At 73.9% G+C, this 25,669-nt stretch carries 24 protein-coding genes and 2 pseudogenes; 15 read left to right on the top strand and 11 right to left on the bottom strand.

Features of this window, described 5'->3' with window-relative positions; all coding sequences use genetic code 11:
• Positions 1-92 precede the first annotated feature (92 nt).
• On the bottom strand, positions 93-887 hold the full coding sequence (locus LIU39_RS19220; protein WP_227047991.1) for a 3-hydroxybutyrate dehydrogenase: 795 nt from the start codon (positions 885-887) through the stop codon (positions 93-95).
• A gap of 133 nt (positions 888-1,020) precedes the next feature.
• On the opposite strand from LIU39_RS19220, the gene LIU39_RS19215 reads away from it, so the two are divergent.
• Positions 1,021-1,566, top strand: coding sequence for a hypothetical protein (locus tag LIU39_RS19215; RefSeq protein WP_227047990.1), 546 nt, complete (start codon positions 1,021-1,023; stop codon positions 1,564-1,566).
• A 3-nt stretch (positions 1,567-1,569) separates the two neighbouring features.
• On the opposite strand, the gene LIU39_RS19210 is transcribed toward LIU39_RS19215, so the two are convergent.
• From LIU39_RS19210 to LIU39_RS19200, 3 genes are all read right to left on the bottom strand, one after another.
• Positions 1,570-2,061: an NUDIX hydrolase gene (locus tag LIU39_RS19210; RefSeq protein ID WP_227047989.1), complete on the bottom strand. Its 492-nt coding sequence runs from the start codon at positions 2,059-2,061 to the stop codon at positions 1,570-1,572.
• Between the two features lie 45 nt (positions 2,062-2,106).
• Positions 2,107-2,715: a hypothetical protein gene (locus LIU39_RS19205; protein WP_227047988.1), complete on the bottom strand. Its 609-nt coding sequence runs from the start codon at positions 2,713-2,715 to the stop codon at positions 2,107-2,109.
• A 123-nt stretch (positions 2,716-2,838) separates the two neighbouring features.
• A complete protein-coding gene (locus LIU39_RS19200) occupies positions 2,839-3,663 on the bottom strand; it encodes a glutamate racemase (RefSeq protein ID WP_227047987.1) in 825 nt (274 codons plus the stop codon).
• Positions 3,664-3,836: 173 nt separating this feature from the next.
• Here LIU39_RS19200 and LIU39_RS19195 point away from each other — a divergent pair, with 173 nt between their 5' ends.
• A complete protein-coding gene (locus tag LIU39_RS19195) occupies positions 3,837-4,985 on the top strand; it encodes a glycosyltransferase (protein WP_227048038.1) in 1,149 nt (382 codons plus the stop codon).
• Between the two features lie 16 nt (positions 4,986-5,001).
• Here LIU39_RS19195 and LIU39_RS19190 read toward each other — a convergent pair whose 3' ends face one another.
• Positions 5,002-6,396: a TerD family protein gene (locus LIU39_RS19190; RefSeq protein ID WP_227047986.1), complete on the bottom strand. Its 1,395-nt coding sequence runs from the start codon at positions 6,394-6,396 to the stop codon at positions 5,002-5,004.
• Positions 6,397-6,754: 358 nt separating this feature from the next.
• On the opposite strand from LIU39_RS19190, the gene LIU39_RS19185 reads away from it, so the two are divergent.
• From LIU39_RS19185 to LIU39_RS19170, 4 genes are all read left to right on the top strand, one after another.
• Positions 6,755-7,204 carry a DUF6643 family protein gene (locus tag LIU39_RS19185; RefSeq protein WP_227047985.1) on the top strand — a complete coding sequence of 150 codons (450 nt, stop codon included), beginning with the start codon at positions 6,755-6,757 and terminating at the stop codon, positions 7,202-7,204.
• Positions 7,205-7,245: 41 nt separating this feature from the next.
• Complete coding sequence (locus tag LIU39_RS19180; protein ID WP_227047984.1) at positions 7,246-8,070, top strand: MOSC domain-containing protein; 825 nt, start codon at positions 7,246-7,248, stop codon at positions 8,068-8,070.
• A 148-nt stretch (positions 8,071-8,218) separates the two neighbouring features.
• Positions 8,219-8,824, top strand: a complete 606-nt coding sequence (locus LIU39_RS19175; protein WP_227047983.1) for an Rv1733c family protein — start codon at positions 8,219-8,221, stop codon at positions 8,822-8,824.
• A 235-nt stretch (positions 8,825-9,059) separates the two neighbouring features.
• Positions 9,060-11,510 carry a right-handed parallel beta-helix repeat-containing protein gene (locus LIU39_RS19170; protein WP_227047982.1) on the top strand — a complete coding sequence of 817 codons (2,451 nt, stop codon included), beginning with the start codon at positions 9,060-9,062 and terminating at the stop codon, positions 11,508-11,510.
• On the opposite strand, the gene LIU39_RS19165 is transcribed toward LIU39_RS19170, so the two are convergent.
• On the bottom strand, positions 11,480-13,915 hold the full coding sequence (locus LIU39_RS19165) for a hypothetical protein (protein WP_372463970.1): 2,436 nt from the start codon (positions 13,913-13,915) through the stop codon (positions 11,480-11,482). The genes LIU39_RS19170 and LIU39_RS19165 overlap by 31 nt on opposite strands.
• A gap of 409 nt (positions 13,916-14,324) precedes the next feature.
• Between LIU39_RS19165 and LIU39_RS19160 the strand changes: the two genes are divergently transcribed.
• Entirely contained in the window at positions 14,325-15,170 is an 846-nt protein-coding gene (locus LIU39_RS19160) for a DeoR/GlpR family DNA-binding transcription regulator (RefSeq protein ID WP_227047981.1), read from the top strand.
• Between the two features lie 91 nt (positions 15,171-15,261).
• Complete coding sequence (locus tag LIU39_RS19155; protein WP_227047980.1) at positions 15,262-15,735, top strand: SRPBCC family protein; 474 nt, start codon at positions 15,262-15,264, stop codon at positions 15,733-15,735.
• 67 nt (positions 15,736-15,802) lie between these two features.
• On the opposite strand, the gene LIU39_RS19150 is transcribed toward LIU39_RS19155, so the two are convergent.
• Positions 15,803-16,900: a PLP-dependent cysteine synthase family protein gene (locus LIU39_RS19150; RefSeq protein ID WP_227048036.1), complete on the bottom strand. Its 1,098-nt coding sequence runs from the start codon at positions 16,898-16,900 to the stop codon at positions 15,803-15,805.
• A 300-nt stretch (positions 16,901-17,200) separates the two neighbouring features.
• On the opposite strand from LIU39_RS19150, the gene LIU39_RS19145 reads away from it, so the two are divergent.
• Entirely contained in the window at positions 17,201-17,488 is a 288-nt protein-coding gene (locus LIU39_RS19145; RefSeq protein WP_227047979.1) for a hypothetical protein, read from the top strand.
• 214 nt (positions 17,489-17,702) lie between these two features.
• Positions 17,703-18,209 carry an ATP-binding protein gene (locus LIU39_RS19140; protein WP_227047978.1) on the top strand — a complete coding sequence of 169 codons (507 nt, stop codon included), beginning with the start codon at positions 17,703-17,705 and terminating at the stop codon, positions 18,207-18,209.
• 23 nt (positions 18,210-18,232) lie between these two features.
• Here LIU39_RS19140 and LIU39_RS19135 read toward each other — a convergent pair whose 3' ends face one another.
• On the bottom strand, positions 18,233-18,475 hold the full coding sequence (locus LIU39_RS19135; protein ID WP_227047977.1) for an SHOCT domain-containing protein: 243 nt from the start codon (positions 18,473-18,475) through the stop codon (positions 18,233-18,235).
• A gap of 167 nt (positions 18,476-18,642) precedes the next feature.
• Here LIU39_RS19135 and LIU39_RS19130 point away from each other — a divergent pair, with 167 nt between their 5' ends.
• The 3 genes and pseudogenes from LIU39_RS19130 to LIU39_RS19120 all read left to right on the top strand — a co-directional run bounded on the left by LIU39_RS19130 (position 18,643) and on the right by LIU39_RS19120 (position 20,785).
• Positions 18,643-19,257, top strand: coding sequence for a TetR/AcrR family transcriptional regulator (locus tag LIU39_RS19130; RefSeq protein WP_227047976.1), 615 nt, complete (start codon positions 18,643-18,645; stop codon positions 19,255-19,257).
• 16 nt (positions 19,258-19,273) lie between these two features.
• Positions 19,274-19,858: a DUF4865 family protein gene (locus LIU39_RS19125; protein WP_227047975.1), complete on the top strand. Its 585-nt coding sequence runs from the start codon at positions 19,274-19,276 to the stop codon at positions 19,856-19,858.
• Positions 19,852-20,785, top strand: a pseudogene (locus LIU39_RS19120) (phosphotriesterase family protein). Before LIU39_RS19125 ends, LIU39_RS19120 begins: the two are co-directional and overlap by 7 nt.
• A gap of 36 nt (positions 20,786-20,821) precedes the next feature.
• Here the strand turns inward: LIU39_RS19120 and LIU39_RS19115 are convergent.
• Entirely contained in the window at positions 20,822-21,205 is a 384-nt protein-coding gene (locus LIU39_RS19115) for a PPOX class F420-dependent oxidoreductase (RefSeq protein ID WP_227047974.1), read from the bottom strand.
• Between the two features lie 122 nt (positions 21,206-21,327).
• A complete protein-coding gene (locus LIU39_RS19110; RefSeq protein WP_227047973.1) occupies positions 21,328-22,548 on the bottom strand; it encodes an ROK family protein in 1,221 nt (406 codons plus the stop codon).
• A gap of 17 nt (positions 22,549-22,565) precedes the next feature.
• On the opposite strand from LIU39_RS19110, the gene LIU39_RS19105 reads away from it, so the two are divergent.
• Both LIU39_RS19105 and LIU39_RS19100 read left to right on the top strand, forming a co-directional pair.
• A complete protein-coding gene (locus LIU39_RS19105) occupies positions 22,566-23,804 on the top strand; it encodes an MFS transporter (protein ID WP_227047972.1) in 1,239 nt (412 codons plus the stop codon).
• Between the two features lie 189 nt (positions 23,805-23,993).
• Positions 23,994-24,764 carry a maleylpyruvate isomerase family mycothiol-dependent enzyme gene (locus LIU39_RS19100; protein ID WP_227047971.1) on the top strand — a complete coding sequence of 257 codons (771 nt, stop codon included), beginning with the start codon at positions 23,994-23,996 and terminating at the stop codon, positions 24,762-24,764.
• 176 nt (positions 24,765-24,940) lie between these two features.
• On the opposite strand, the pseudogene LIU39_RS19095 reads toward LIU39_RS19100, so the two are convergent.
• Positions 24,941-25,586: pseudogene (locus tag LIU39_RS19095) on the bottom strand (response regulator).
• Positions 25,587-25,669 lie beyond the last annotated feature (83 nt).

Raw genomic sequence — 25,669 nt, 5'->3', positions numbered from 1 at the left:
CCGGTCGGTCGGGGACGGAACGGCACCACGCTGCCCCGTATCCCGCCGCCCCGCATCCGGAGGCAGCCGTCGGTAGAACGCGGCCGGTCCGGTCAGTGCGCGGTCCAGCCGCCGTCGAGCAGCAGCGACGTGCCCGTGATGAAGGACGCCTGCGGGCTGCACAGGTAGGCGACGGCCTCGGCCACCTCCGCCGGCTCGACCAGCCGCTTGACCGCGGAGTCGGCCAGCAGCACGTCCGCCAGCACCCGCTCCTCCGGGATGCCGTGCGCCGCCGCCTGGTCGGCGATCTGCCGCTCGACCAGCGGGGTGCGGACATAGCCGGGGTTGACGCAGTTCGAGGTCACGCCGTGCGGAGCGCCCTCCAGGGCCGCGGTCTTCGACAGACCTTCCAGGCCGTGCTTGGCGGCGACGTAGGCGGATTTGAACGGGGAGGCGCGCAGGCCGTGGACGGACGAGATGTTGACGATCCGGCCCCAGCCACCCGCGTACATGTGCGGCAGCGCGCCGCGCACCAGCCGGAACGGCGCCTCCAGCATCACGGTCAGCACCTCGTGGAACACCTCGGGCGGGAACTCCTCGATGGGCCGCACCAGTTGGATACCGGCGTTGTTGACCAGCAGATCGCAGCCGGCCGCTGCCCGCTCCGCCGCGTCCAGGTCGGTGAGATCCAGCGGACACGGCTCGACGGCTCCTGGCACGTCGCCGGGAACCTCGTCCGCGAGGCGGCGCAGCCCTTCCTCGTCGCGGTCCACCGCACGTACGGTCGCGCCCGCCGCCGCCAGCCGCAGCGCGCAGGCACGCCCGATGCCGCCGGCCGCGCCGGTCACGAGCGCGGTACGGCCTTCGACGTCGAGGGATACGGGCCCAGGTGTGCCGGTCACAGTCATGTCCGCACCCTAGGCCGCGCCGTCGTCCCGCCTCACCCGAACGGCCGCCCCGGATCGCCGGGCCGCCGCGGGACTTCTAGCGTCCAAAGACGCAGCACGCCGCCTGCGCGCCGCCGACACCAGGGAGTCCGACATGCGCCGACTCATCGCCGTGCCGACCGTGCTGCTCGCCCTCGCCGCCGCCGGCTGTACCGGCGGCAGGGCCACGGACACCTCCGCGGCCGCGTCCGACGGGCCCGGGGCACAGAACCCGTCGTCCGCCGGGCCGACCCCCACGATTCCGGGCCGGCCGGTGGACTGCGGCGAGATCCGTGACGCCCTCGGCACGGCGGAGAGCGTCACGCTCTTCGCCGACCCCGGCGCCGGCGGCACCGTGAAGTGCGAAGAAGCTCACGACGTGATGGCCGACTTCTTCCGTCGGGCACCGCAGGACTCCGGCGATGACCCGGGCTCGCTGGCCGTACGGGGGTGGCTCTGCCAGTACGAGAGCGGCCCCACCGGCACCTGGATCAGCAGCTGCCACAAGAACCGACTGGAGATGCACACCGAGGAGGCGTCCGGCGAAGGCACCGGCCCGGGGTCGTCCGACGAGCCGAGCGCCCCGGACGAGAGCCGGCTGCCGCCGCTGCCCGACGAACCGTCCTCGCCGATGGACGAGCCGTCGACCGAAGAGCTGTGAGAACTACGGGGTGGCGGGCTCCTCGCCCATGCCCTGGAACCAGGCAGGTCCGGCCTCCTGCGCCCGCTTGATCCGGGTCAGGGCGTACTCGTCCAGCTCCGGCAGGGCGTCCATCGCGAACCAGCCGACCGCCAGCGACTCGTCGTCGTTGACCGCCGCCTCGCCGCCGATCGCCCGGCAGCGCAGCGTGACGTCCATGAACTGGCAGCGGTCACCGTTCGGATAGGTGATCGGCTGCATGGCCTCGACGAGGACGACGCGCTCCGGCACGACCCGCACCGCCGTCTCCTCGAACACCTCACGCGCCGCGGTCTGCGCAGGCTGCTCGCCCGGTTCGGAAATGCCGCCGATCACCGCCCACTTACCGGTGTCCACGCGCCGGCCCAGCAGAACCCGGCCCTCGTCGTCGAACACGACGGCGCTCACGCCGGGCAGCCACAGCATCTGATGGCCGATGGAGGCCCGGAGGTCGCGGATGAAATCGGGGGTCGCCATGCCCTGAACTGTAGAGGACGTGCTGCGCGCGGTCCCTGCCCGGCGTCAGGTGCCCGCCGGGCTGCCCCGGCGCAGGCTGAGCCGGCCGGCGATGTAGCGCATCGCTCCCTCGGCGTCGTCGACGGTGACCGTGAAGGTGCGTCCGTCGCCGAGCTTGAGGACCAGCGCCTCGCCCCGCCGCACGATGACGGCCGTGCCCTGCTCGGGCCGCCAGCGGTAGCCCCAGCCGCCCCAGTGGCGCGGGGTGACCTGCCGGGCGATCTCCACATCGACGACGAGGTCGAGCGGGATCCGGCGCCGCGGCACTCCGATGTGGCCGCAGCGCACCTCCAGGCACTCGTTGTCGACGCGCACCGCGACGTGGACGAAGGCGAGCGTGCCGAACAGCACCAGCAGGCCGGCCGCGACGCAGCCGACCACGGCCATCGCCAGCGGCACCAGGCTGGAGGTCCAGGTGCTGTCGACGGCCAGCTTGACGCCCAGGGCGAGGCAGGCGGCGCCGATGGCGGCCAGCAGCCACTGCACACGGTTGGTGGCGCTGCCGTGCCAGACCTCGGGCGGCTCCGCGTGGGCACCCGATGCGGGGCCTGTGCCTTGTCCGGCGCCGGTGTGCCGATCGGGGGCGGCTGCCCCGTCGTGGGGGTGGTCCCTCATGAGACGCAGCGTACGCGCCTTTGCACGCTGGGGCAGGGTGTCGGACACCGCGTGCGGCCGGTCCCTGTGCGGCCGCGTTCCGGGCCCGTTCCGCGGGTTCCGGCGCGGCAGGCGAACCGGGATTCAGTGCGGCAGCGCGGCCGCGGGACGGGCGGCCGCGGCGCCGTCCGGTGCACCGGATCCGGCGAGCAGGCGGCCTTCCGGGTAGGCGAGTGCGACGTCAGGCAGCGCGCCGGGGCGGCCGCTGAGGAGCACGCGGATGCCACCGGTCGGCGCGGCGGCGGGCGCCGGCTCGGCATCGATGCGGCGCAGTGCCTGGGCGGCCACCGCGTCGGCGGAGCCGTGCAGGACGAGGGCGGGGGCGCCGGGCTGCTGGAGTGCGTCCCGGATCTCTTCGGCGACCAGTTCGTAGTGGGTGCAGCCGAGGACGACGGCGCGTACGTCTCGGGGGGTGCGTGCGGCCGCGGCGGCGACGGCCGCGGAGACCGCGGCGGCGTCCGCCTGCTCCACGGCGTCGGCGAGCCCGGGGCAGGGCACGCCCGTGACGTCCAGGCCGTCAGCGAACCGGGCGATCAGATCGCGCTGGTAGGGGCTTCCGGTGGTGGCGGGGGTGGCCCAGATCGCGACGGGCCCGCCGCCGGCCGCGGCCGGCTTGATGGCGGGGACCGTGCCGATGACCGGTACCGCGGGCTCCAGTTCGGCGCGGAGCGCCGGCAGGGCGTGCACGGACGCGGTGTTGCAGGCGACGATCAGGGCGTCCGGGCGGTGCGCGGCGGCGGCGCGGGCCACGGCCAGCGCGTGCGCGGTGACGTCGTCGGGGGTACGCGGACCCCAGGGCATGCCGTCGGGGTCGCAGGAGAGGACCAGATCCGCGTCCGGCCGCAGCCGGCGCACGGCGGCGGCCGCGGCCAGCAGGCCGGTACCGGAATCCATGAGCGCGATCTTCACCCGGACACTCTACTCAGCCGGGTGCCCGACTTGTCATACCGGGAGGTCGCACCGGCCGGGCCGTGGCCGGAACCTGCGCACCGGCCGCTCCCCCGGCGACGCCCGCGCGGGACACCGGTCCGATCGCCCCTTCCCGCTGCCTCGGGTGCGGCAGACTGCGGGCCGTGGGAGCGATGGAGTGGATCGGTGCCGGGACTCTGCTGGTCTGGCTGTGGCTGTTGCTGGGGCAGGGCTTCTTCTGGCGTACGGATGTCCGGCTGCCGCCGCGGCGGGATCCGGAGCGCTGGCCTTCGGTCGCCGTGGTGGTACCGGCCAGGGACGAGGCGGGGGTGCTGCCGGCGAGCCTGCCGTCGCTGCTGGCACAGAAGTATCCGGGCCGCGCCGAGGTGTTCCTTGTCGACGACGGCAGTACGGACGGCACCGCGGCGCTGGCCAGGTCGCTGGCGGCGGAGCGGGGCGGTCTGGCGCTGACGGTCACCGCGCCGGGGGAGCCCGAGCCGGGCTGGACGGGCAAGCTCTGGGCCGTACGGCACGGCATGACGCTGGCGCGCGAGCGGGTGGATCCGGAGTATCTGCTGCTGACGGACGCGGACATCACCCATGAGCCGGACAGCCTGCGCGAGTTGGTGGCGGCGGCGCGCTCCGCCCGGCTGGATCTGGTGTCGCAGATGGCGCGGCTGCGGGTGGCGACGCCCTGGGAGCGGCTGATCGTCCCGGCGTTCGTCTACTTCTTCGCGCAGCTCTACCCGTTCCGCCGGGTCAACCGGCCCGGCGCGCGGACCGCGGCGGCGGCCGGCGGCTGTGTGCTGCTGCGCCGGGAGGCGGCGGAGCGGGCCGGGGTTCCGGAGTGCATCCGGCACGCGGTGATCGACGATGTGTCGCTGGCGCGTGCGGTGCAGTCGGCCGGCGGGCGGATCTGGCTCGGGCTCGCCGAGCGGGTGGACAGCGTGCGGCCGTATCCGCGGCTGGCCGAACTGTGGCGGATGGTGTCGCGCAGCGCGTACGCCCAGCTGCGGCACCAGCCGCTGCTGCTGCTCGGCACGGTGCTGGGTCTCGCGCTGGTCTACCTGGCGCCGCCCGTCGCGCTGCTGGCGGGGGTGGCGCTCGGGGATCCGCGGGCCGCGGTGCCGGGCGGCGCGGCGTGGGCGGTGATGGCCGGGACGTTCTGCCCGATGCTGCGCTACTACCGGCAGCCGCTGTGGACGGCGGTGCTGCTGCCGTTCACCGCGCTGCTGTACCTGCTGATGACGGTGGACTCGGCGGTGCAGCACCACCGGGGGCGCGGGGCGGCGTGGAAGGGCCGGACGTACGGGGCGCCATGAGGGTGCGGGCCTGCGCTCACTTCCTGGCGGGTGACCAGTCCAGGCCCCATCCGTAGGCGTGGTCGACGGTGCGCTGCGGGCTGACGCCCGGCTGCGGGACGAGGTAGCGGGCCTCGCGCTGGACGACGAGTTCGCTGCCGGTGTTGGTGATCAGGGCGAGGGCACACACGGGCGACGGCACGGTGCACGCGTCCAGGGTGAACTCGACCGGTGCGCCGTGCTGCGGCTGGAGCGTGACGGTCGCGGCCAGGCCCTCGAAGCTGCGGGCGCCCGCGTAGACGGTGACGAAGAGCAGGACGCGGCGGATCTGCGCCTGGTGGTCGAGGTTGATGGTGAGGTTCTCGCCGGACGCGACGGCTCCGGTGCGGTCGTCGCCGTCGAGCTGGATGTAGGGCGGGGTGTGCAGCGCGCCGAAACTGTTGCCGAGCGGGTGCACCACCCCGGCGCTGCCGTCGGTGAGTTCGTAGAGCGCGCAGAGATCGAGGTCGAGGTCGCCGGTCTGCGGCAGCAGGGCGCCGCGGGCCCCGAGCGCTTCCATGGCCTTGCGGCCGATTTTCCTGCCGAGCCGTTTGCCGCCCTTGGCGCCGGTCCAGTTGAGATTCACCCGCATCGCGCCGGACGTGCCACCCTGCTTCGTCAACGAGACGGCCGGTGTTTCCTTCGTCAGGGTGACTTTCGTCAGGCGGACGGGAGGGGCCGCGGGTGCGGGCGCCGGGTATCCGGGCGGCGGCGGGATCGATACCCCGGGTTGACCGGACGTCAACGAGGGCGCGGCCGGGGGCGGCGGGGCCATCGGCGGTGCGGGCGGACCGGGTGGCGGGGCGACCGGCGGTGCGGCGGGCGCCGGGCCCGGTGCCGCTGCCTCCGCCGGCGCCTGCGGCTCGCGCTCCGACGCCACGCTGATCCCGAAGTCGGTGGCCAGCCCGGCGAGTCCGGTGTCGTACCCCTGGCCCACCGCGCGGAACTTCCAGGCGCCCTGGCGGCGGTAGAGCTCGCCGAGGACGAAGGCCGTCTCGCGGGACGCGTCCTGGCTGTCGAAGCGGGCGATCTCGGCGCCGTCCGTGGCGTCGAGCACCCGGATGTGCAGCCCGGGGACCTGGCCGAAGGTCCCGCCGTCGGCGGACGCCGCGAGCACCACCGTCTCCACCGGGCCCTCCACGGCGGCGAGATCGACGGCGAGCGTGTCGGTCAAGGTGCCGCCGGCCTGCCGTTTGCCCTCGTGGCGTACGGCGCCGGAGGCGTGCACGGCCTGGTTGTAGAAGACGAAGTCGGCGTCGTCGCGCACCTTGCCCGACACCAGCAGGAGGGCCGACGCGTCCACGTCCGGGGCACCAGGTGCGGCCTGCCAGCCCAGCTCCACCCGCACGGCCCCGGCCGGTACCGGAACGTTCCCGCCCTTGCGCATCGACATCGCCGCACCCCTCTCTCGTTGCCCACTCGTTCCACCGGACCCGCTGTCCCGATCCGGCTCGCGCCACCGCGCCTGCCCCGCCGGCATCACGGCCCGGCGGCCCCGAGACCCCATGAGACACATCCGTCCCACACGTTTCCCCGTCAGCAGCGGCGCACTCCAACCTACTTGGCCCGGAGCGCTCCGAACGCCCCCCATTCACCTGCAAGAAGCGCGGTCTTTACACGATTTCTACGGCCGATCTCGACCGATTTCCGCAGGTTCGCTCACATTGGTGAGGCGAGTCCGTCACGCACCCGCGAAACAACCCGCTTTTCAGGCTCCCCAATCGACACATCGTGGGCTTAACTTAAGAGGTATGACCTCCCCCCGCTCTACCTATGGCGGCGGCTACTACGCTTCGCCGTCCTTCCCGGACACCCCGATCTACGACAGCCTCGTCGCGGAACGCGGTACACCGCAGATCGCCCCGATCCGGGTCTCTCCTTCTCCGTATGACACCGGCTCGTCCTACCTGCCGGCGCTCCCCGCGGCCCTTCCCGCCGCCCCGTCCCATCCGTCGCAGGGATATCCCGGCGCCGCCGCGCAGCCGGTCCCCCCGCTGCAGCACGCGCCCGCGCCGTACATCCCGCAGCAGACCGGCACCCGCGGCTACCCGTCCCAGCAGCCGCAGCAGCCGCAGCGTCCGGGAATGGGCACGGGCTACGAAGCGATGCGCCCGGCCGCCCCGGTGGCGCCCGCGCCGCAGCGCGGCGCGGCTCCGTACGACGATCCGTACGGCCGCCAGTACCCCTCGCGGGGGTACTGACCGCTCGGTCGACCGTTCCGGGCGGCTGACAGGATGGGGCCATGCCCGAGTCTGCGTTGCAAGCCATCCATCTGTATCCGGTCAAATCTCTTGCGGGGTCCGGCCCCGGCGAGGCGGTCGTGGAACCGTGGGGGCTCGCCGGGGACCGTCGCTGGATGCTGGTGGACGCACAGCGCAGGATGCTGAGCCAACGGCCAAACCCGAAGCTGGCGTTGGCCGCCGCCGAAGAGCTGCCGGGCCAGGCCGTTCGGCTGACCGCGCCCGGCATGCCGCCGCTGACCGTCGAGGTGCCCTGGTCCGGGGAGACGGTCGCGGTCGAGATCTGGCGGGACACGGTCGATGCGGTGCCCGCCGACGCGGCCGCGGCCGACTGGTTCAGCCGGTACCTGGGCGTGCCGGTGGAGCTGGTCCATCTCGATGCACCCGGGAAGCGGCGGCCGATCGACCCGGCGTACGCGCGGCCGGACGAGACGGTCTCGTTCGCGGACGGCTTTCCGCTGCTGCTGACCACGACCTCGTCCCTCGATGCGCTCAACTCCCTTGTCGCGCAGGGCGATCACGCCGACGAGGGCCCGCTGCCGATGAACCGTTTCCGGCCCAATGTGGTCGTCGACGGCACCGCTCCGTGGGCCGAGGACACCTGGCGCACGGTCCGTATCGGCGAGGTGGTCTTCCGGGTGGTCAAACCCTGCGGGCGCTGCGTCGTCACCACCACCGACCAGCGCACCGCCGAGCGCGGCAAGGAACCGCTGCGCACGCTCGCCCGGCACCGGCGCGTCGGCGACCAACTGGTCTTCGGCCAGAATCTGGTGCCGCAGAAAACCGGCACGATCCGGGTCGGCGACGCCTTCGAGGTGCTCGGCTGACGGACGGGCCCGCGCCCCTCCGTCCCCTTGCCCGCACTCCCGCCACTCGCTCCCCCGCAGTTCTCCTCAAACCGAGTGAACCCGGCCTCTCTTCGCCCAACTCACACATGAGCGGCGCCAGATGAGGTAATCAAGGAGAGGGGGTTCCGTGAAGCAAGCGAGGGCAAGGAGAGGGCGCCGGCGGCACAATCCGCTGCGGCGCACGACCGACCGCATCGAGTCCTGGCTCACGGCCGTCACCGTCCTCCTCATCGCCCTGGGCGCACCGGCCGCGGGCGCGGCGGCGGGCGGCGCCGCGTACGACGGCCTCCTGGAGACGGTACGGAGCCAGCGCGCGCAGCGGCATCTCGTGTGGGCCACGGTCGACCGGCTGGCCTCCCGCGCTCCCCTCGACCCCGATCCGGAGACCGCCACGCAGCGCGATGCGCGTCTGCGGGTCGTCGCCCGCTGGACGGCGTGGGACGGCAGCCCGCACACGGGGCAGGTCGGTGCGCCGCGGCTCGTGGAGCCGGGCTCCCGCTTCCGGATCTGGACCGACGACCGCGGCAGGGTGATGCCGCGTCCGATGGACACCAGCACCGCGGGCGCGCACGCGGTGCTGGCCGGTCTCGGCGTCGCGGCGGCGGTCGGCGGCCTGGTCGAGGGCTGCCGCAGGCTGGCCGTCCGACGGATGACGGCCCGCCGCTACCGCCGCTGGGACGAGGCGTGGGAGCGCGCGGACCAGGACTGGGGCAAGGCGGGCGCGGGCAGCTGACGGGGCGGTGCGCGGGCCGCCGCCGGGCCACGGTGCGGCGGCGTCGACCCATGTCCGGCGCCGTGCCGCCGGAGCCGTCCGGGAGTGTCTGACCATGTCAACTACCCCCCGCCGGGCGCGCTACGGTGGTGCAGCCAGCCACTCGGCTGGGGCCTGGCGCACCCGAAAGCGGACATCAGCGGACGGAACCTGCCGGGCCGTCAACAGCCGTACGAGGTGGGGGCACGACAGCGCCATGGCACAGGGCTCGGTCCAGGTGACGCACTCCGGAACGTCGCGTTGGCGGCGCCGTACGGGGGAGTACAGCTCGCTCGCCGCCGCTCTGGAGGCCGCGGGGGACGGTGATGTGCTGACCGTGCCCGCCGGGACCTACCGCGAGAATCTGGTGCTGCTGCGCGCGGTGACGCTGCGCGGCCCGGACGGCGCGCGCGGTTCGGTGCGGATCGCCCCGGCGGACGGCGTCGCGCTGACGATTCGCGCCTCGGCGACCGTCCACGACCTGCATCTGGAGGCGACGGATTCGGCGTCGCCCGCGCTGCTGGTGGAGGACGGCGCACCGGAGTTGGCGGGGCTGCGGGTGGTGACCCGGTCGGCGGCCGGCATCGAGGTCCGCGGCGGCGCCCGGCCGACCGTGCGGCGCTGCACCGTCGACAACGCCGGCGGGGTCGGCATCAGCGTGCTGGACGGCGCGGGCGGCGTCTTCGAGGAGTGCGAGGTGGTGGCCGCCGGGCAGGCCGGGGTCTCGGTACGGGGCGGGGCGCATCCGCGGCTGGAGAACTGCCGCGTCCACCACACGTCAGGAGCCGGCCTGTCGCTGCACGGCGAGGGCAGCGCGCTGGAGGCGGTGGGCTGCGAGGTGTACGAGATCAAGGGCACGGGGGTGCAGGTCGCGGCGCGGGCCACCGGCCACTTCACCGACTGCACCGTGCACCGCACCTCGGCCGACGGCGTCACGCTGGACACCGACGCGGTGCTCACGCTCGCCGACTGCGCCATCCACGACATCCCGGAGAACGCCGTCGATCTGCGGTCGCGTTCGGTGCTCACGCTGACCCGCAGCACGGTGCGGCACTTCGGCCGCAACGGCCTGTCGGTCTGGGATCCGGGCACCCGGGTGGACGCCAACCAGTGCGAGATCCACGACAGTACGGGCGACTACCCGGCGGTGTGGGTGAGCGACGGCGCGACGGCCGTGCTGGATGCGACGCGGGTGCACGACGTGCCGGACGCGCTGTTCGTCCTGGACCGGGGCTCGCGCGCCGACGTGGTCGACAGCGACCTCTCGCAGGTGCGCAACACCGCCGTGTCGGTCAGCGACGGCGCGACGGTGCAGCTGGACGACTGCCGGATCCGGGAGGCGGCGACCGGCGCCTGGTTCCGTGACCACGGCAGCGGCGGCACCCTCGCCAACTGCACCATCGACGGCGCGCAGACCGGCGTCATCGTCACCAAGGGCGCCGACCCCACCATCGAGGGCTGCACGGTCAGTTCGCCGGCCGAGGCGGGCTTCTACGTCTCCGCCGAGGGCCGCGGCACGTTCCACAGCTGCCGGGTGACGGGCAGTTCGGGATTCGGCTTCCACGTCATAGACGGCTGCCGTACGACGCTGGCACGGTGCCGTACGGAACGGTGTGCACGGGGCGGCTACGAGTTCGCCGAGGGGACGTCGGGGGACGGCAGCGGCGGCGGGCCGCTGGTCGAGGACTGCACCAGCGACGAGAGCCGGGCGGCGCAGGCCCCGCCCGTGCCGGTCCCCGCCGGGCCCTCGGTGCAGCAGGCGACGCAGACGGCGGGGCTGCTGGGCGGGGTGCCGGCACAGGGTGTGCAGCGGACGGCAGCGGCTCCAACGGCAGCGGCCGAGCCGGAGGCCGCCCGGCGCCCTTCGGACGAGGTGCTGGGCGAACTGGACCTCCTGGTCGGTCTGGACAGCGTCAAGCGTGAGGTGCGCGGCCTGATCAACATGATCGAGGTGGGACGCAGGCGGCAGCAGGCGGGCCTGAAGGCGGCATCCGCGCGCCGGCATCTCGTCTTCACCGGCTCCCCTGGTACCGGCAAGACGACGGTGGCCCGGCTGTACGGCGAAATCCTGGCGTCCCTGGGGGTGTTGGAGCGCGGGCATCTGGTCGAGGTGTCGCGGGTGGACCTGGTGGGCGAGCACATCGGGTCGACGGCGATCCGTACCCAGGAGGCGTTCGACCGGGCGCGGGGCGGCGTGCTCTTCATCGACGAGGCGTACGCGCTGTCCCCCGAGGACTCGGGCCGGGACTTCGGGCGGGAGGCCATCGACACGCTGGTGAAGCTGATGGAGGACCACCGGGAGGCGGTGGTGGTGATCGTGGCCGGTTACACCTCCGAGATGGAGCGCTTCCTCGCGGTCAACCCCGGTGTGGCGTCCCGTTTCTCGCGGACCATCACCTTCGGCGACTACGGCGCCGAGGAACTGCTGCGGATCGTCGAGCAGCAGGGCGAGGAGCACGAGTACCAGCTCGGCGAGGGGGCGGACGAAGCACTCCTGAAGTACTTCACGGCACTGCCCAAGGGGCCGTCGTTCGGCAACGGCAGGACCGCGCGGCAGACGTTCGAGGCGATGGTCGAGCGGCACGCGAGCCGGGTCGCGCAGCTGACCGACCCGAGCACCGACGACCTCACCCTGCTCTACGCCGACGACCTGCCCGAACTCCCCTGATCCGGGCCGCTGTCCGGGGCGCACTCCGCAGGTTCACCAGGCCCTGGGCGCGGTCCCGGCAGCCGCGGGCCGAGCCGGGCGATCAGCTCGGCGCGGACCCTGCCGAAGACCGGGTCCGCCTCGTAGTCGCCGTGTCCGAGGATCTGGGCCGGCAGCGGGCTGCGCAGGCTGCGGCCGAAGGCCAGCGGGTCGCGGAGCGGGCCTTCGTCGATCCGGCGGCCGTCCTCGCAGGTGAGGAGGATGGGGCCGCCGATGGGGTCGGTGAAGCGCCAGAGGTTGCGCCAGTCGTCCATCTCGCGGTGCAGTCCGGTGAGGGCGGGCGGGCCGAAGTAGGCGGGGAACCACCGGCCGTAGAGCCGCTCCAGAGGGGATCCGTAGGTGAGCAGCGCGACGCGGCTGCGGGTGACGAGATCCAGCTGCCAGACGGCGGCCGCCGCAAGGACGCTGCCCTGGGAGTGGCCCGAGAGCACCAGGCGTCCGTCGAACCGCTCGGTCCAGGTGGCCATCCGCCAGGTCAGGTCGGGGACGGCGCGCTCGGCGTAGCAGGGGGGCGCGAAGGGGTGGGCGGCGCGCGGCCAGAAGGTGCCGACGTCCCAGAGGATGCCGATGGTGCGGCGCGCTGAGCGGTCGCGGTAGGCGCGGCGGCCCGTGGCGAGCAGGAGGAGCACGCCGGCGCCCATCAGCCAGGAGCCGAGGGCCGCGGCGGTCTCGGCTGCGGCATGCACGGCCGGCGGCGCGCCTTCGGTGGCGGGGCCCGGCGCCCGGTCGGTGAGCCAGGCGCCGGTGACCGCTCCGGCGCCGAGGACGAGGGTGACCGCCGCGATGGCCGCGACGAGGACGGGCGCCGCGTCCGTGAGCCCGGCGCGGGCGATGGTCCCGGCGATCCTGCGGGTGCGCCACGCGTCGGGCTTCTCCCTGCTGTCGTAGAGGCCCGCGATGTCGGGCGTGACGCTGCGGCATACGGCGCGTACCCGGAGCGCGGCGAGCACGGCGACGCCGGCGACCACGAGCAGCAGAACGGGGAGGGCCGCGGCCTGCCAGGAGAGCAGGACCGGCGGGCCCGCCATGGGGGCGCCGTTCTGGCCGGGCGTCGCATCGCCGTCCATCCAGTCGGCGAACCGCTGGGCCACTCCCCCGGACAGCACCCCGCCGACCGCGCAGGACAGCAGGGCGACGGCGGGGCCTCCCATGCCGCGCAGCGCGGTACGGGGGCTGTGGGGCGCGGCGCGCTGGAGGATCCCGGCGGTGACGGCGAGGGCGAGGACCAGGGCGCCCTGAAGGACGGCGATGGCGCCGAACGCGGCGGCGCCTGGCAGCGCTCCCGAACTGTGCGCCGCGGGACGCTCCCAGGCGGCGTACACGGCGGTCAGGGCCAGCGTGCCGAGTGCCGCGTAGGGCAGGGCCCGTACGACGGGGCGGTCGGTGGTGTCGTCGGGTGCGGCCTCGCTGCGGGCGGTGCGCCAGACGATGACGAGGGTGGTGGCGGCCAGCAGGACGAGCAGCGCGGCCAGGGCGTCGCCGGTGGCCACGAGGCCCGCGGCGTGGCCGGCCTTCGCGTCGGCCTTGCGGGTGGCGACAAGGAGGGCGGCGGCGACGGTCAGCACACCGGCGGTGGTGTGTGCGGCGCGCAGCCGGGCGACGAGCCTGCGGCCGTACCAGAAGCCGTCGAGGCTGAGCGCGGTGCGTTCGGCGGGCGGGGTGTCGCGTGAGGTGCCGGGGCGGCGGGGCGGCGGGGACGCCGATTCGTAGGCGCTCCAGGTGCGGTGCGAGAGCCACCACAGGAAGCCGATGAGCAGCAGCGGCAGGGTGGCGGCGAGGACGAGGCGGCGGCCCGGCGGGCTCCACCAGCCGCCGTCGGCCGGGTTGACGAAGCCCATCCAGGACTTGCCGGTGACGCAGACCGGGGTGCCGGCGCACTGCCAGGCCGTGAGGTCGAGGGCGACCTCACAGGCGGCGGCCGCCAGCAGGACCGTGAGGCTGAGCGCGAGGACGCGGACGAGGACGTCGTAGACGCGCTGGGCGCGGTGGTCCTGCGGGGCGGCGGGGCGCATCCAGTGGGCGAGGTTGGCGACCATGAAGGGCAGCAGGATCAGCCAGAGGGCGCGGGCGCCGTTGCCCGAGGTGAGGTTGGACCAGCAGTACGCCTCGCGGACCGGTTCGCCGCGGTGGTCGTCGGGGCGCTCCTCGGCGTCGGCGTCCTCGGTCCGCCGGTAGCAGGCCGCGGTGTCGTCGCCGGTGATCAGCTGGACGCGCGGGTCGCCGAGCATCTCCTGGGGCGTGGTGCCGCCGACGCCGTGCACCAGCAGTTCCAGGGCGAGCTGCGGCGCCATGGCGTCGGCCGGCTCATCGTCCGTCGCTTCCTTGCGCGTTGGCCGCGCGTGCGGTGTCGTGTCCGCGGTCTCCACTGCTGTTCCCCCGTTGTCCGTGGCGCTCTTCGGCGCCGGGCATTCTCCCAGCATCTCCCTTCCCCCGATGACGGCCTCACTCCCCTACTGACGGGTCACTTTCTGCCGGAAACCTGTCGGCTCCCCGTGCGCCACGGCCGCGGTTCTTCGCGTTCTCCTTGCGGTTGCGGACTGCGCGGTGGCGGGCGACGTGTGCGAAGAGCGGCTGCGCGCGCCGGAGTTCGCGGAGTGCGTGGGGACCGGCCGCCTCGCGGCCGGCCGGGCGGCCTGGGCCGCGAGCGCCCTGGTCTGCGGGGATCGTCCGGTCCGGCTGTCGGTCCCCCGTGCGAGGATGAGGAAAACCCGGGACGGCGGGTGGCAGTGGTGCGGGCGGCCCGGAACGGCGGCCGGGCGGAAGGGAGGGACCGGGGTGAGCGACAACCCGAATCTGCTGGCCGAGCAGCGGCGGGCCCTGATCCTCGACGAGGTCAGGCGGCGGGGCGGGGTGCGGGTCAATGAACTCACCCGCAGGCTCAGCGTCTCGGACATGACCGTACGCCGTGATCTGGATGTCCTGGCGCGTCAGGGCATGGTGGAGAAGGTGCACGGCGGCGCGGTGCCGGTGGGCGAGCCGAGTGCACACGAGCCGGGGTTCGAGGCGAAGTCGGCGCTGGAGCTGAGCGCCAAGGAGGACATCGCCGAGGCCGCGGCGCAGATGGCGGCCCCGGGAAGCGCCATCGCGCTGGCGGGCGGCACGACGGCGTTCGCGCTGGCGCAGCAGCTGATGGAGGTGCCCGACCTGACCGTGGTGACGAATTCGGTGCGGGTCGCCGATGTCTTCTACACGGCGCAGCGGGCGGCGGCGAGCGGCGGCACGGGCCCGCGCGCGGGTGCGGCGACGGTGGTGCTGACGGGCGGGGTGCGTACGCCGTCGGACACCCTGGTGGGACCGGTGGCCGACGCCGCGATCCGCTCGCTCCACTTCGATGTGCTCTTCCTGGGGGTGCACGGCATATCGGTCGAGGCGGGACTGTCCACGCCGAATCTCGCGGAGGCGGAGACCAACCGGCATTTCGTCCGGTCGGCGCGCCGGGTCGTGGTGGTCGCCGACCACACCAAGTGGGGCACGGTGGGGCTGAGTTCGTTCGCCTCACTGGAGGAGGTGGATGTGCTGGTGACGGATTCCGGGCTGGCCGCCGGGATGCGCGAGCAGTTCGCGGAGCTGCCGCCCGAGCTGCTGGTGGCGGGCGAGCCGTGGCAGGACGCAGACATCTGACGGCGTGGCGCCTATGGTGTGCGCCGCAGGTTGAGACACAGACTCTGGGGCATGGCCCCTCACCACCGTTCCCGTAGGAGGTGCTCGTCCCGTGACGCGCCGGCTCCGCCCCGTTGAACTGGATTTCGCCGAGTCCGCGCCGCTGCGGCTGGTGTTCGCGGCGGAGGTGGCCGCGCCGCCCGATGCGGTGTACGCGGCGCTGGCCGAGAATGTCGAGGGCTGGTGCGGCTGGTTCACCGGCGTCGCGCGCTCGGCGCCGACGGACGGCGGCAGGGGGCGCGACATCCGTCTGACGGGCGGCACCCGCTTCGTCGAGACGGTGCTCACCGCGGAGCCCGGCGCGCGGTACGCCTACCGCGTCGACCACACCAACGCACCCGCCCTGCGGGCCCTGTTGGAGGACTGGCGGCTGACCCCGGCCGGCCGTGGCACCCGGGTGCGGTGGCTGTTCGCCGCGGACGGTCCTGCGCCGCTCCGCTTCGCCCTGCTGCTCGCGAGGCCGGGCCTGGGCCGCGCCTTCCGTGACTCGGCACGGGCGCTGGACCGCCGGCTGGCCGGGGGCTGACGCGGACCGGCCGGACGGCGGCGCCCCGGGCAGGCCCGACCGGGGCGCCGCCGCGGAACGAGAGGCCCTACTCCGGCCAGACGCCGCTGGCGAGGAAGGCGTCGAGGGTGCGTGCGTAGGGCGCGATGTCGAGGCCCTGGGCCGCCAGCCAGTCGTCCGAGTAGTACTTGTCGAGATAGCGGTCGCCGGGGTCGCAGAGCAGGGTGACGACGGATCCCGTGCGTCCGGCGGCGACCATCTCGCCAATGATCTTCAGGGCGCTCCACAGCCCGGTGCCGGTCGATCCGCCCGCCTTGCGGCCGATCGCCCCCTCCAGGGCGCGTACCGCGGCGATGCTCGCCGCATCGGGGACCTTCATCATCCGGTCGATGGCGCCGGGCACGAAGCTCGGCTCCATCCGGGGCCGCCCGATGCCCTCGATGCGGGACGCGGTGGCGCAGTCGATCGCGGCGTCGCCGGTGCGCCAGCCGTCGAAGAAGCAGGAGTTCTCCGGGTCGGGGACGCAGACGCGGGTGTCGTGCTGCATGTAGTGGACGTAGCGGGCGATGGTCGCCGAGGTGCCACCGGTACCGGCGGTCGCCACGATCCAGGCCGGCTCGGGGTAGCGCTCCAGGCGCAGCTGCTGGTAGATCGATTCGGCGATGTTGTTGTTGCCGCGCCAGTCCGTCGCCCGTTCGGCGTAGGTGAACTGATCCATGTAGTGGCCGCCGGAATCGGCGGCGAGCTGCGCCGACACCTCGTAGACCGTGCGCGGGTCCTGGACGAGGTGACAGGTACCGCCGTGGAACTCGATCAGCCGGGTCTTCTCGCGGCTGGTGGTGGCCGGCATCACGGCGATGAACGGCACGCCGATCAGCGAGGCGAAGTACGCCTCGGACACGGCGGTGGAGCCGCTGGAGGACTCGATGACGGGCTTGCCGGGGCGGATCCAGCCGTTGCACAGGCCGTAGAGGAACAGCGAGCGGGCCAGCCGGTGCTTGAGGCTGCCGGTGGGGTGGGTGGACTCGTCCTTGAGGTAGAGGTCGATGCCCCATTCCTCGGGGAGCGGGAAGCGCAAGAGGTGGGTGTCGGCGGTGCGGTTGGCGTCCGCCTGGACTTTGCGGACGGCTTCTTTGAGCCAGCTGCGGTAGGCCGGATCCGTGCGGTCGACGTCGACGGTCGGCATCGGGGCGGCTGCGGTGCCGTCGCGGTGCGGTCCTGGCGGCTGCTGTGCGGTGCTCACCGGCGGGGCTCCTAGCGGGGGGACGAAGCCCGCGCGAATGCCGGACCAATCCCGACTATAACCACCTCTCACACGCTTCTCACCTGCATAAACATCGCTTTGACATCCCCCAAGGGGAGCCTGGGAAAGGGGTGTTCGCGCCGTCGCCTCCAAGAGGCACTGGTGCGCGGGGCGAAGGCCGTGCACACTGCCCACCAAGGGGCGGTGAGGGGCACCTGCCCGATCACCGAGGAGGTGGGGGCCATGGCCGAGCTGGAGTTCAACATGACCGGCGTACGGATCGAGCGATGGCTGCGGTCTTTGACGAGGGCCGGGCAGGTCGTCATCCGCGACGGCAGGCTCGCGCTGCTGACCAGTTACGGCACGGAGATAGACAGCGCGCCGCTCCAGGCGGTGCAGGCGCACAAGCCGCTGTTCGCGGCCCGCGACCGGGCGATGGCCCGGCTGAACGGCCATCGGTATTCGCTCACGCTCGGCGCACCCGACCGCTTCCTGGACGCGGTGCAGGCGGCTCGGACGCACCGGCCCTGACAGCGGCGGACGGCCACGCGGCGGACGCAGCGGGAAGGGCGCGGGGGCTGCGGCCGGGCGCGGTGCGGTTGCGGGAGCGCACCGCGGGGACGACCCTGGATCTGTATCACAGAGGGTTCACCAGCGGTGACGCTGTGGCATGCATCGGCATCGCTGGATCCGATCTTCGCTCCCGCCCGGCGGGGGCGCCCGGCCTCATCAGGGAGTCGCGGTCGTGATCAGGCAGCCCAGCAGGCATTGCACGGTGGAACTCCAGGCCCTTCCGGCCCGTATCGGCCAGGTCCGCCGGATCGTCTCGGCGCAACTGCGGTACTGGCGCCTCGATCCGCTGATAGATCCCGCCGCGCTCGGCGTCACCGAACTCCTCGCGAACGTGCACCGGCACGCCCGGCCCAGTAAGCAGTGCACGGTCCAACTATGGGTCCTCCTGGACCAGTTGACGGTCTCCGTGCACGACAGGGATCCGCGGCTGCCGCGGATCCGGGCCGCCGACACGTGGGAGACCTGCGGCCGCGGCCTCGCCCTGATCGCGTCACTCAGCGAGAGCTGGGGCGTGCGTCCGGACGGCTCGGGCAAGGTCGTGTGGTTCACCCTTCCCGCGCTGCACCTCGTACCGGAGAAGGCCGGGCCCTGCGCCATCGGCTGGGACGGGCCGCTCCTGGAGGACGCCGCCGCGGCGGCCGGGCCCCGCGCCGGAGTGCGGAGCGCGGGGGTCGGCTGAGGGTGCGGCGGCGCCGGTGACGGTCACCCCACGCTTCCCTTGGGTCCGGGACCGACGTGCTCCTCCAGGACGGCCGTCCGGCGCCGGTACTCGTCCTCGTCGATCTCGCCTGCGGCGAAGCGGCCACCGAGTACGGCGATCGGGGCGGGCGCCTCGGTCCGCGCGGCGGGCGGCCGGCCCTGACAGGCCCGGCCGGGGCCTCTGTGACGCCGGACGGTGCGGCGCAGCACAGCCACCACGCCGAGGATGATCAGCACCCAGCTCACCGGAACGACGAGGATCCAGGGCCCAAGTCCGCCGCCGTTCCAGGGTGCGCCGGCTCGAACATGGGATGCAGCTCCTTGGTGGGGACGGATTCGTTGCCTGCCCCAGCACCCCCGCTCTCACCCTCCTGACCTTGAACGCTGTAACTACAAGTATGTACAGTGCGGTCATGAATGCGCGGGAACGGCTCGTCGAGAGCACTCAGGAACTGCTGTGGGAACGCGGCTACGTCGGCACCAGCCCGAAGGCCATCCTGGAACGCGCGGGCGTCGGCCAGGGCAGCATGTACCACCACTTCGACGGCAAGTCCGGCCTCGCGCTGGCCGCGATCCGGCGCACCGCCGAGGGCATGAAGGAGACCGCCGACGCCTGCCTGTCCGGCCCCGGCACGGCGTACGACCGGGTGGCCGGCTATCTGCTGCGCGAGCGGCAGGTGCTGCGCGGCTGCCCGGTCGGCCGGATGACGCAGGACCGCGACGTGGTGCGCAACAGCGCCCTGCGGCAGCCGCTGGACGAGATGTTCGGCTGGCTCCAGGACCGCATCGCCGGTGTCCTCGACGAAGGGGTGCGCCGCGGTGAACTGGCCGCGGGGCTCGACCCGGTGGCGACCGCGGCGACCGTGGCGGCCGTCATCCAGGGCGGCTACGTGCTCGCCCGCGCGGCCGACTCGCCGGAGCCCTTCGACGCGGCGGTCCGCGGCGTACTGGCCCTCCTCGCCGCCCAGGTCACCCCCGCACCGGACGCCGCCCCGGCGCCTCCGTCCGCACCGCTCCCCCGCCCGTAGCCACTCCGAGTCCCTCATGCACGCCATGCAGTACGAAATCGCCCTGCCCGCCGACTACGACATGGAGATCATCCGGCAGCGGGTGCGGTCCAAGGGGCACCTGCTGGACGACTTCGACGGGCTCGGACTCAAGGCGTACGGCATCCGCGAGCGCGACACCGGCGGATCACCGGTCAACGCGTACGCGCCGTTCTACCTCTGGGCCGATCCGCAGGCGATGAACCGCTTTCTGACCGGCGGCGGCTTCCGGGGCGTGGTCCGTGACTTCGGGCGGCCGGTCGTCCAGCACTGGCAGGGCCTGTTCCACCGGCCGGGCCCGGCCCGCGGCACGCCCCCGTCGGCCTTCTCCCGGCGGATCACCCGGCTCCCCCAGGACGCCGATCCGGCCACCGTCATCGCGGACGCGCTGGCCGGGCACGAAGAGCTGGCCGGGACGGACGGGGTGCACACCACGGCGCCGGCTCTGGATCCCCGGCACTGGGAGCTGGTCCACTTCACCCTCTGGGCGGACGCGGTACCCGATGCGGCCGGCGTCCGCCACCAGGTGCTGCACCTGTCGGCCCCCGGCGCCGGACAGCTGGCCACGGGGCGGCAGTGGTGAGCAGGGGCGGCCCCGCCCGCACTGTCCGCACCGTGCTCGGCGATATCGAGCCCGCGGCGCTGGGGGTCTGCGACGCGCACGACCACCTCTTCCTGCACAGCCCGCACCTGCCGGGCCAGGAACTGTCCGACCCGGAGGCCGCCGCCGCCGAACTGCTGGCCTTCCGCGCGGCAGGCGGCGGCGCGGTGATCCGGTGGACGCCGTACGGCATGGGGCGTGGCACCGCCGAACTCCCGCGCCTGGCACGGGAATCTGGGGTACGGATCGTCGCGGCGACCGGGCTGCACCAGGCCGTGCACTACCCGCCCGAGGTACTGGAGCGGGTCTCCGCGGGCCTGGCGGAGCTGTTCGTCGCCGAACTCACGGACGGTATCGGGGACACCGGCGTACGGGCCGGCCTGATCAAGGTCGCCGGGGGCTTCCACGGCCTCGACCGGCACGCGCGCCACACGATGGCGGCCGCCGCGGAGGCACAGCGCGCCACCGGGGCGGCGATCGGCGTCCATCTGGAGCTGGGGACGGGGCGCGCAGGACGTGCTCGACCTGCTCTGCGGGACGCCGGAGGTGCCGCCGGACCGGGTGATCCTGGGGCATCTCAACCGCTCGCCCGACCTCACCGACCATCAATGGGCGGCGCGGACGGGCGCGTTCCTGGCGTTCGACGGGCCATCGCGCGCGCACCACGCGACGGACTGGCGGCTGCCGGACGCGTTGCGGGCGCTCGCCGACGCGGGGCACGGCGGGCAGATCCTGCTGGGCTGTGACACCACGACGGCCGGGGCGCGGTCGGTGCGCGGCGGGCCGGGGATGCCGTATCTGCTGACCCGTCAGCGGGCGCGGCTGGCCGCTGAGGTGGGGCCGGAGCCGGTGGCGGAGATCCTGACCGGCAATCCGGCCCGCGCGTTCGCCGCGGAGTGGAACCGGTGAGCGGGCGGGGCATCGGGGGCGTCCCGCCGGCACCGCTCACAGCGTGACGGAGATCCCCACGTGCGGGCGCCTGCCGCGGCGCAGCAGCGCGCCTCCGGTGTCCAGCAACCGGAACCTGAGCCCGTATTTGGCGGCCAACGCACGTCGCACCCGGGCGAGTTCGGCGGGGCCCTCCAGGAGCCGCGCGGTGCCTTCGAGCGCGATCGCGCCCTCGGCGAGGTTGCCGCGTACGTCGCACGGGGTGACGGTCACCCGCGCGTCGTTGCGCAGCCGCCGCACCTTCCCGCTGTCGTCCCGCGTCCACACCAGGAGTTCGTCCCCGTCGGCCACCGCCCATACCGGGGTCGGCACGGGCGCGCCGCTCTTCCGGTGGGTGACGAGGCTGACGTAGGGGCTGCGGGCCAGGGCGTCGGAAATCATGGGCGGCAGCCTAAGGGGACCGCAGGCCGCGTCAGCCACCGCCCGGCCGGGGTACCCGGGGCGTGTCCGCCGATTCCTGCCGCCCCCGTCCTCCGGGCGGCGGGAATCGGCGGACACACCACCTACCGCTCCAGCACCACCAGCGGATCGTCCAGCACCGGCTGCCAGGCGAGTTCGGCGGCGCCGACGAGGCTGTTGTGGTCGAGGCTGCAGGGCAGGATCGGCACCCCGCCGCTGCGGCCCCACAGGCTGCGGTCGGCGACCACCGCGCGCAGCCGTTCCGGGTCGGTCTCCAGGAGGGTGCGGTGCAGTCCGCCCAGGATGATGCGGTCGGGGTTGAGGATGTTGACGAGACCCGCGATGCCGAGGCCGAGGCGGTCGATGAGCAGGTCGGCGGCGGCGCGTACGGCCGGGTCGGCGTACTCGGTGCGCAGCAGCCCGGCGGCCTGGTGGAGCAGTGAGCCCTCGGGGCCCGGTGCGCGGCCCGCCGCGCCGAGGAAGGCGAGCGGGTCGGCCTCGACGTCCAGGCAGCCGCGGCTTCCGCAGTGGCAGGGTGCGCCCTCGGGGTGCACCGTGAGGTGGCCGACCTCCAGGGCGAGGCCCGAACTGCCGCTGTGCAGGCGGCCGTCGAGTACCAGCGCGCCGCCGACCCCGCGGTGCCCGGAGGCGACGCAGAGCAGGTCGCGGGCGCCGCGGCCGGCGCCGTGCCGGTGTTCGGCGAGGGCCATGAGGTTGACGTCGTTGCCGGTGAAGCCGATCGCCTCGGTCACGCCGGGGATACCGGCGTCGGACAGGGCCCGCAGGAAGAGCGCGCGTACCGGGGCGCCGGCCGGCCAGGCGAGGTGCAGCGGGTTGAGGGCCTCGCCGTCCGGTTCGGCGACGGCCGACGGCACTGCGAGGCCGGCGCCGAGGCAGCGCCTGCCGGTCTCCGCCAGCAGGCCGGATCCGGCGGCGACGGCCTCGGCGAGTACATGGGCCGGGTCGGCGGGGATGGTGCCGCAGCCGGTGGCCGTCGCCACGATGCGGCCGCCGAGGCCGACCAGGGCGACGCGGAAACCGTCGGCGTGGATCTGTGCCGCGAGCACGACCGGGCCGCGCTCGTCGATGAACAGGCGGTGGGACGGCCGCCCTTGGGAGCCGGCGGAAGCGGTCGGCCGGGAATCGACGATGATGAGCCCTAGGGCTTCCAGTTCGGCCGCGACCGCGCCGGCCGTCGCGCGGGTCACGCCGAGTTCCGATGTGAGGACCGCGCGGGTGGGGGCGCGTCCGGTGTGTACGAGCTCCAGTGCGGGTCCGAGGGCACCACGGCCCCGCTCCAGCCTGGTTGTCCGAGTCTGGGTCACGCCCCTATTCTGGCTTTGTGCCGACGCTAAACAAAATACGCTCGGCCCTTTCGTGGGCCGGTCCCCAGGAATCCGCCGATCCCCGCCTCGCCAACCTCCGCCTCGCGATCACCGCGTTCTTCGCGATGGACGGCTTCCTCTTCGCCGGATGGGTCGTCCGCATCCCCGCGATCAAGGCCCAAACCGGCGCGAGCGCGGGCTCGCTCGGGCTCGCGCTGCTCGGGGTCTCGGCGGGCGCCGTCGCGTTCATGATGCTCACCGGCCGTCTCTGCCGCCGCTTCGGCAGCCACCCGGTCACGGTCTGGTCGGGCGGCGCGATGGCGCTGAGCATCACCCTGCCGCCGCTGACCGGTTCGGCGACCGCACTCGGCCTGGTACTGCTGGTATTCGGCGCCGCCTACGGCTCGTTGAACGTCGCCATGAACAGCGCCGCCGTCGACCTGATCGGGGCGCTGCGGCGCCCCGTGATGCCCAGCTTCCATGCCGCCTTCAGCCTGGGCGGGATGGTCGGCGCCGGCCTCGGCGGACTGATCGCCGGAGGACTGTCACCCACCGTCCACCTGCTGCTCCTCGCCGTCATCGGACTGCTGGTGACGGCCGTCGCCGGACGCGCGCTGCTGGTCCGTCCGGCGCCTGCCACCCCGGAGCAACTGCCCGCGGACGGGGGCGCGGAGAAGCCGCGGGTCGCCTCGGACCGGGGCCGTACCCGGCGGCTGGTGCTCGTCTTCGGGCTGATCGCGCTGTGCACCGCCTACGGGGAGGGCGCGATGGCCGACTGGGGTGCGCTGCACCTCACGCAGGATCTGGACGCGGGCCCAGGACTCGCGGCCGCGGGCTACGCGGTGTTCGCGCTGGCCATGACGGCCGGGCGGCTGACGGGCACGGCGGTGGTGCAGCGGATCGGCCCGGCCCGCGCGCTGGTCGCGGGCGGCACGACCGCGACCGCGGGACTGCTGCTGGGCGCCCTCGCCCCGACCACCTGGGCGGCCTGCCTGGGCTTCGCGGTGGCCGGCCTCGGGCTCGCCAACATCTTCCCCATCGCCATCGCACGGGCCGGCGAGACCGGCGGGCCCGGCGGCGTCGCCGCCGCCTCCACGGTCGGCTACGGCGGGATGCTGCTCGGCCCGCCCGCCATCGGCTTCCTCGCCGAGGCGTTCGGACTGCCGGCCGCGCTGACGACACTCGCGCTGCTCGCCGCCGTCGCCGTGCTCATCGCGTACGCGACGCGCGGGGCGCACCACACGGGGCGGGCGTGATGCGACGCGGTCAGAAGCGGCCAGACACCGTTGTGGGGCCAAGCCGACGCCCCTGAAGGGGACTTGATGGCCGCCACGGCCGTCGCGGCTCCGTGACCGCGCCGCTGACGGGGCTCGTCCGCCGTGTGCCGTAAGGCCGGTGGGGGCCGCGGGGGGCCGCTGTCAGAGGTGGCTGGCACACTCGACGGTATGGAGATCACTGAGTTCGTCGAAGCACTGCGGCTGGACGGAGCGCTGCTCGCGGAGGCCGCGGAGGAGGCCGGGCCCGATGCCCGGATCCCGGCATGTCCGGAGTGGCAGATGCGCGATCTGGTCACCCACATCGGGCAGGTGCACCGCTGGGCGACGCAGTACGTGACCGAAGGCCTCGACCGGCCGACACGGCCGCCCGAGGCCCCGGACATCGCCGACAAGGAGCTGGTGCCGTGGCTGCGCGAGGGCCATCACCACCTCGTCGTGGCACTGCACACCGCCCCGCAGGACCTGTCGGCCTGGACGTTCCTGCCGGCCCCTTCCCCGCTGGCCTTCTGGGCCCGCCGCCAGGCCCACGAGACGTCCGTGCACCGCGTGGACGCCCAGCAGGCGCTCGGCGTCGGCCTCACACCGCTGCCGCGGGCGTTCGCGGCGGACGGCGTCGACGAGCTGCTGACCGGCATCCACTCCCAGGGCCGCAGCCGGGTGCGCAGCGACGTGCCCAGGACGCTGCGACTGCGGGCGACGGACACGGCCGGTGCGGAATGGACGGTCCGGCTGTCCGAAGAGCCCCCGCGCACCGTGCGTTCGGCGGCAGCGGGCGGCGCCGAGGCCGGGCAGGACGCGGCGAAGCCGGCGGACTGCACGGTCGAGGGCCCGGCCGAGGCGCTCTACCTCGCCCTGTGGAACCGCACGCCCTGGGACGGCCTGTCGGTGAACGGTGACGAGTCCCTGGTGCGCCTGTGGCAGGAGCGCAGCGGCATCTGACGGCCGAGCAGTGGGCGGGTGTCATGGCGGGCGCGGGGGGGGAAAGCCCGGCGGCCGGCATGACGGGGCGGGAGGGGCGGAGAAGTGGCAGCGGTGCGGGTGGGGCGGAGGCCGCCGTACAGACGGGCGAGGCGGCCGCCCTGACGGGCACAGGGGTGGTCGCCCCGTCGCGGCGGTCAGCCGAGCCGGCCGGGGCGGACCGATCCCGTCTCGTAGGCCGGCACGACGGGTTGGGCGCGGTCGCGGGCGCCCGGTTTCACCATCGTGCGGCTGACGTGCGTCTTCGCGGTCAGCGGGTTGACGACCAGGCGGCGGGCGATCTCGTCGTTGGACAGGCCGATGCCGACCAGCGCCATCGCCTCCCGTTCCCGGCCGGTCAGCAGGGACAGCGTGCCGGCGGGCGGCGAATTCCGCGATCAGTCGGCGGGTGACGCCCGGCGAGAGCAGCGCGTCCCCGTAGACGACCGCCCGCACCGCACGCACCAGTTCCTCCGGCTCGGTGTCCTTGACCAGGAAGCCGGAGGCGCCGGACCTGATCGCCTCGAAGACGTACTCGTCCAGCTCGAAGGTGGTCAGCATGACGACCTTCACAGCGGCCTGTTGCGGGTCACCGGTGATGCTGCGGGTGGCGACGAGCCCGTCGGGCAGCGGCGTCCGGATGTCCATCAGGACGATGTCGGGCCGCAGTTCGCGTACCGCGGCCGGCGCCTGCCGCCCGTCCGACGCCTCGCCGAGCAGCTCGATACCGGGCCGGGAGTCGAGCAGCGCCTTGAAGCCGGCCCTGACCAGCGACTGGTGGTCGGCGAGCAGTACCCGGATCACGCCCCCTCCGTCAGCGGCACCCTCTGCAGCTGCGTGCCTCGCCCGGGGGCCGAAACCACCGTTCCGCCCCCGGGCAGTGCCGC

The organism is Streptomyces pinistramenti (genome assembly GCF_020564935.1).
Classification (GTDB): Bacteria; Actinomycetota; Actinomycetes; order Streptomycetales; family Streptomycetaceae; genus Streptomyces; species Streptomyces pinistramenti.
This window is presented reverse-complemented; position numbering and strand designations above follow the sequence as displayed.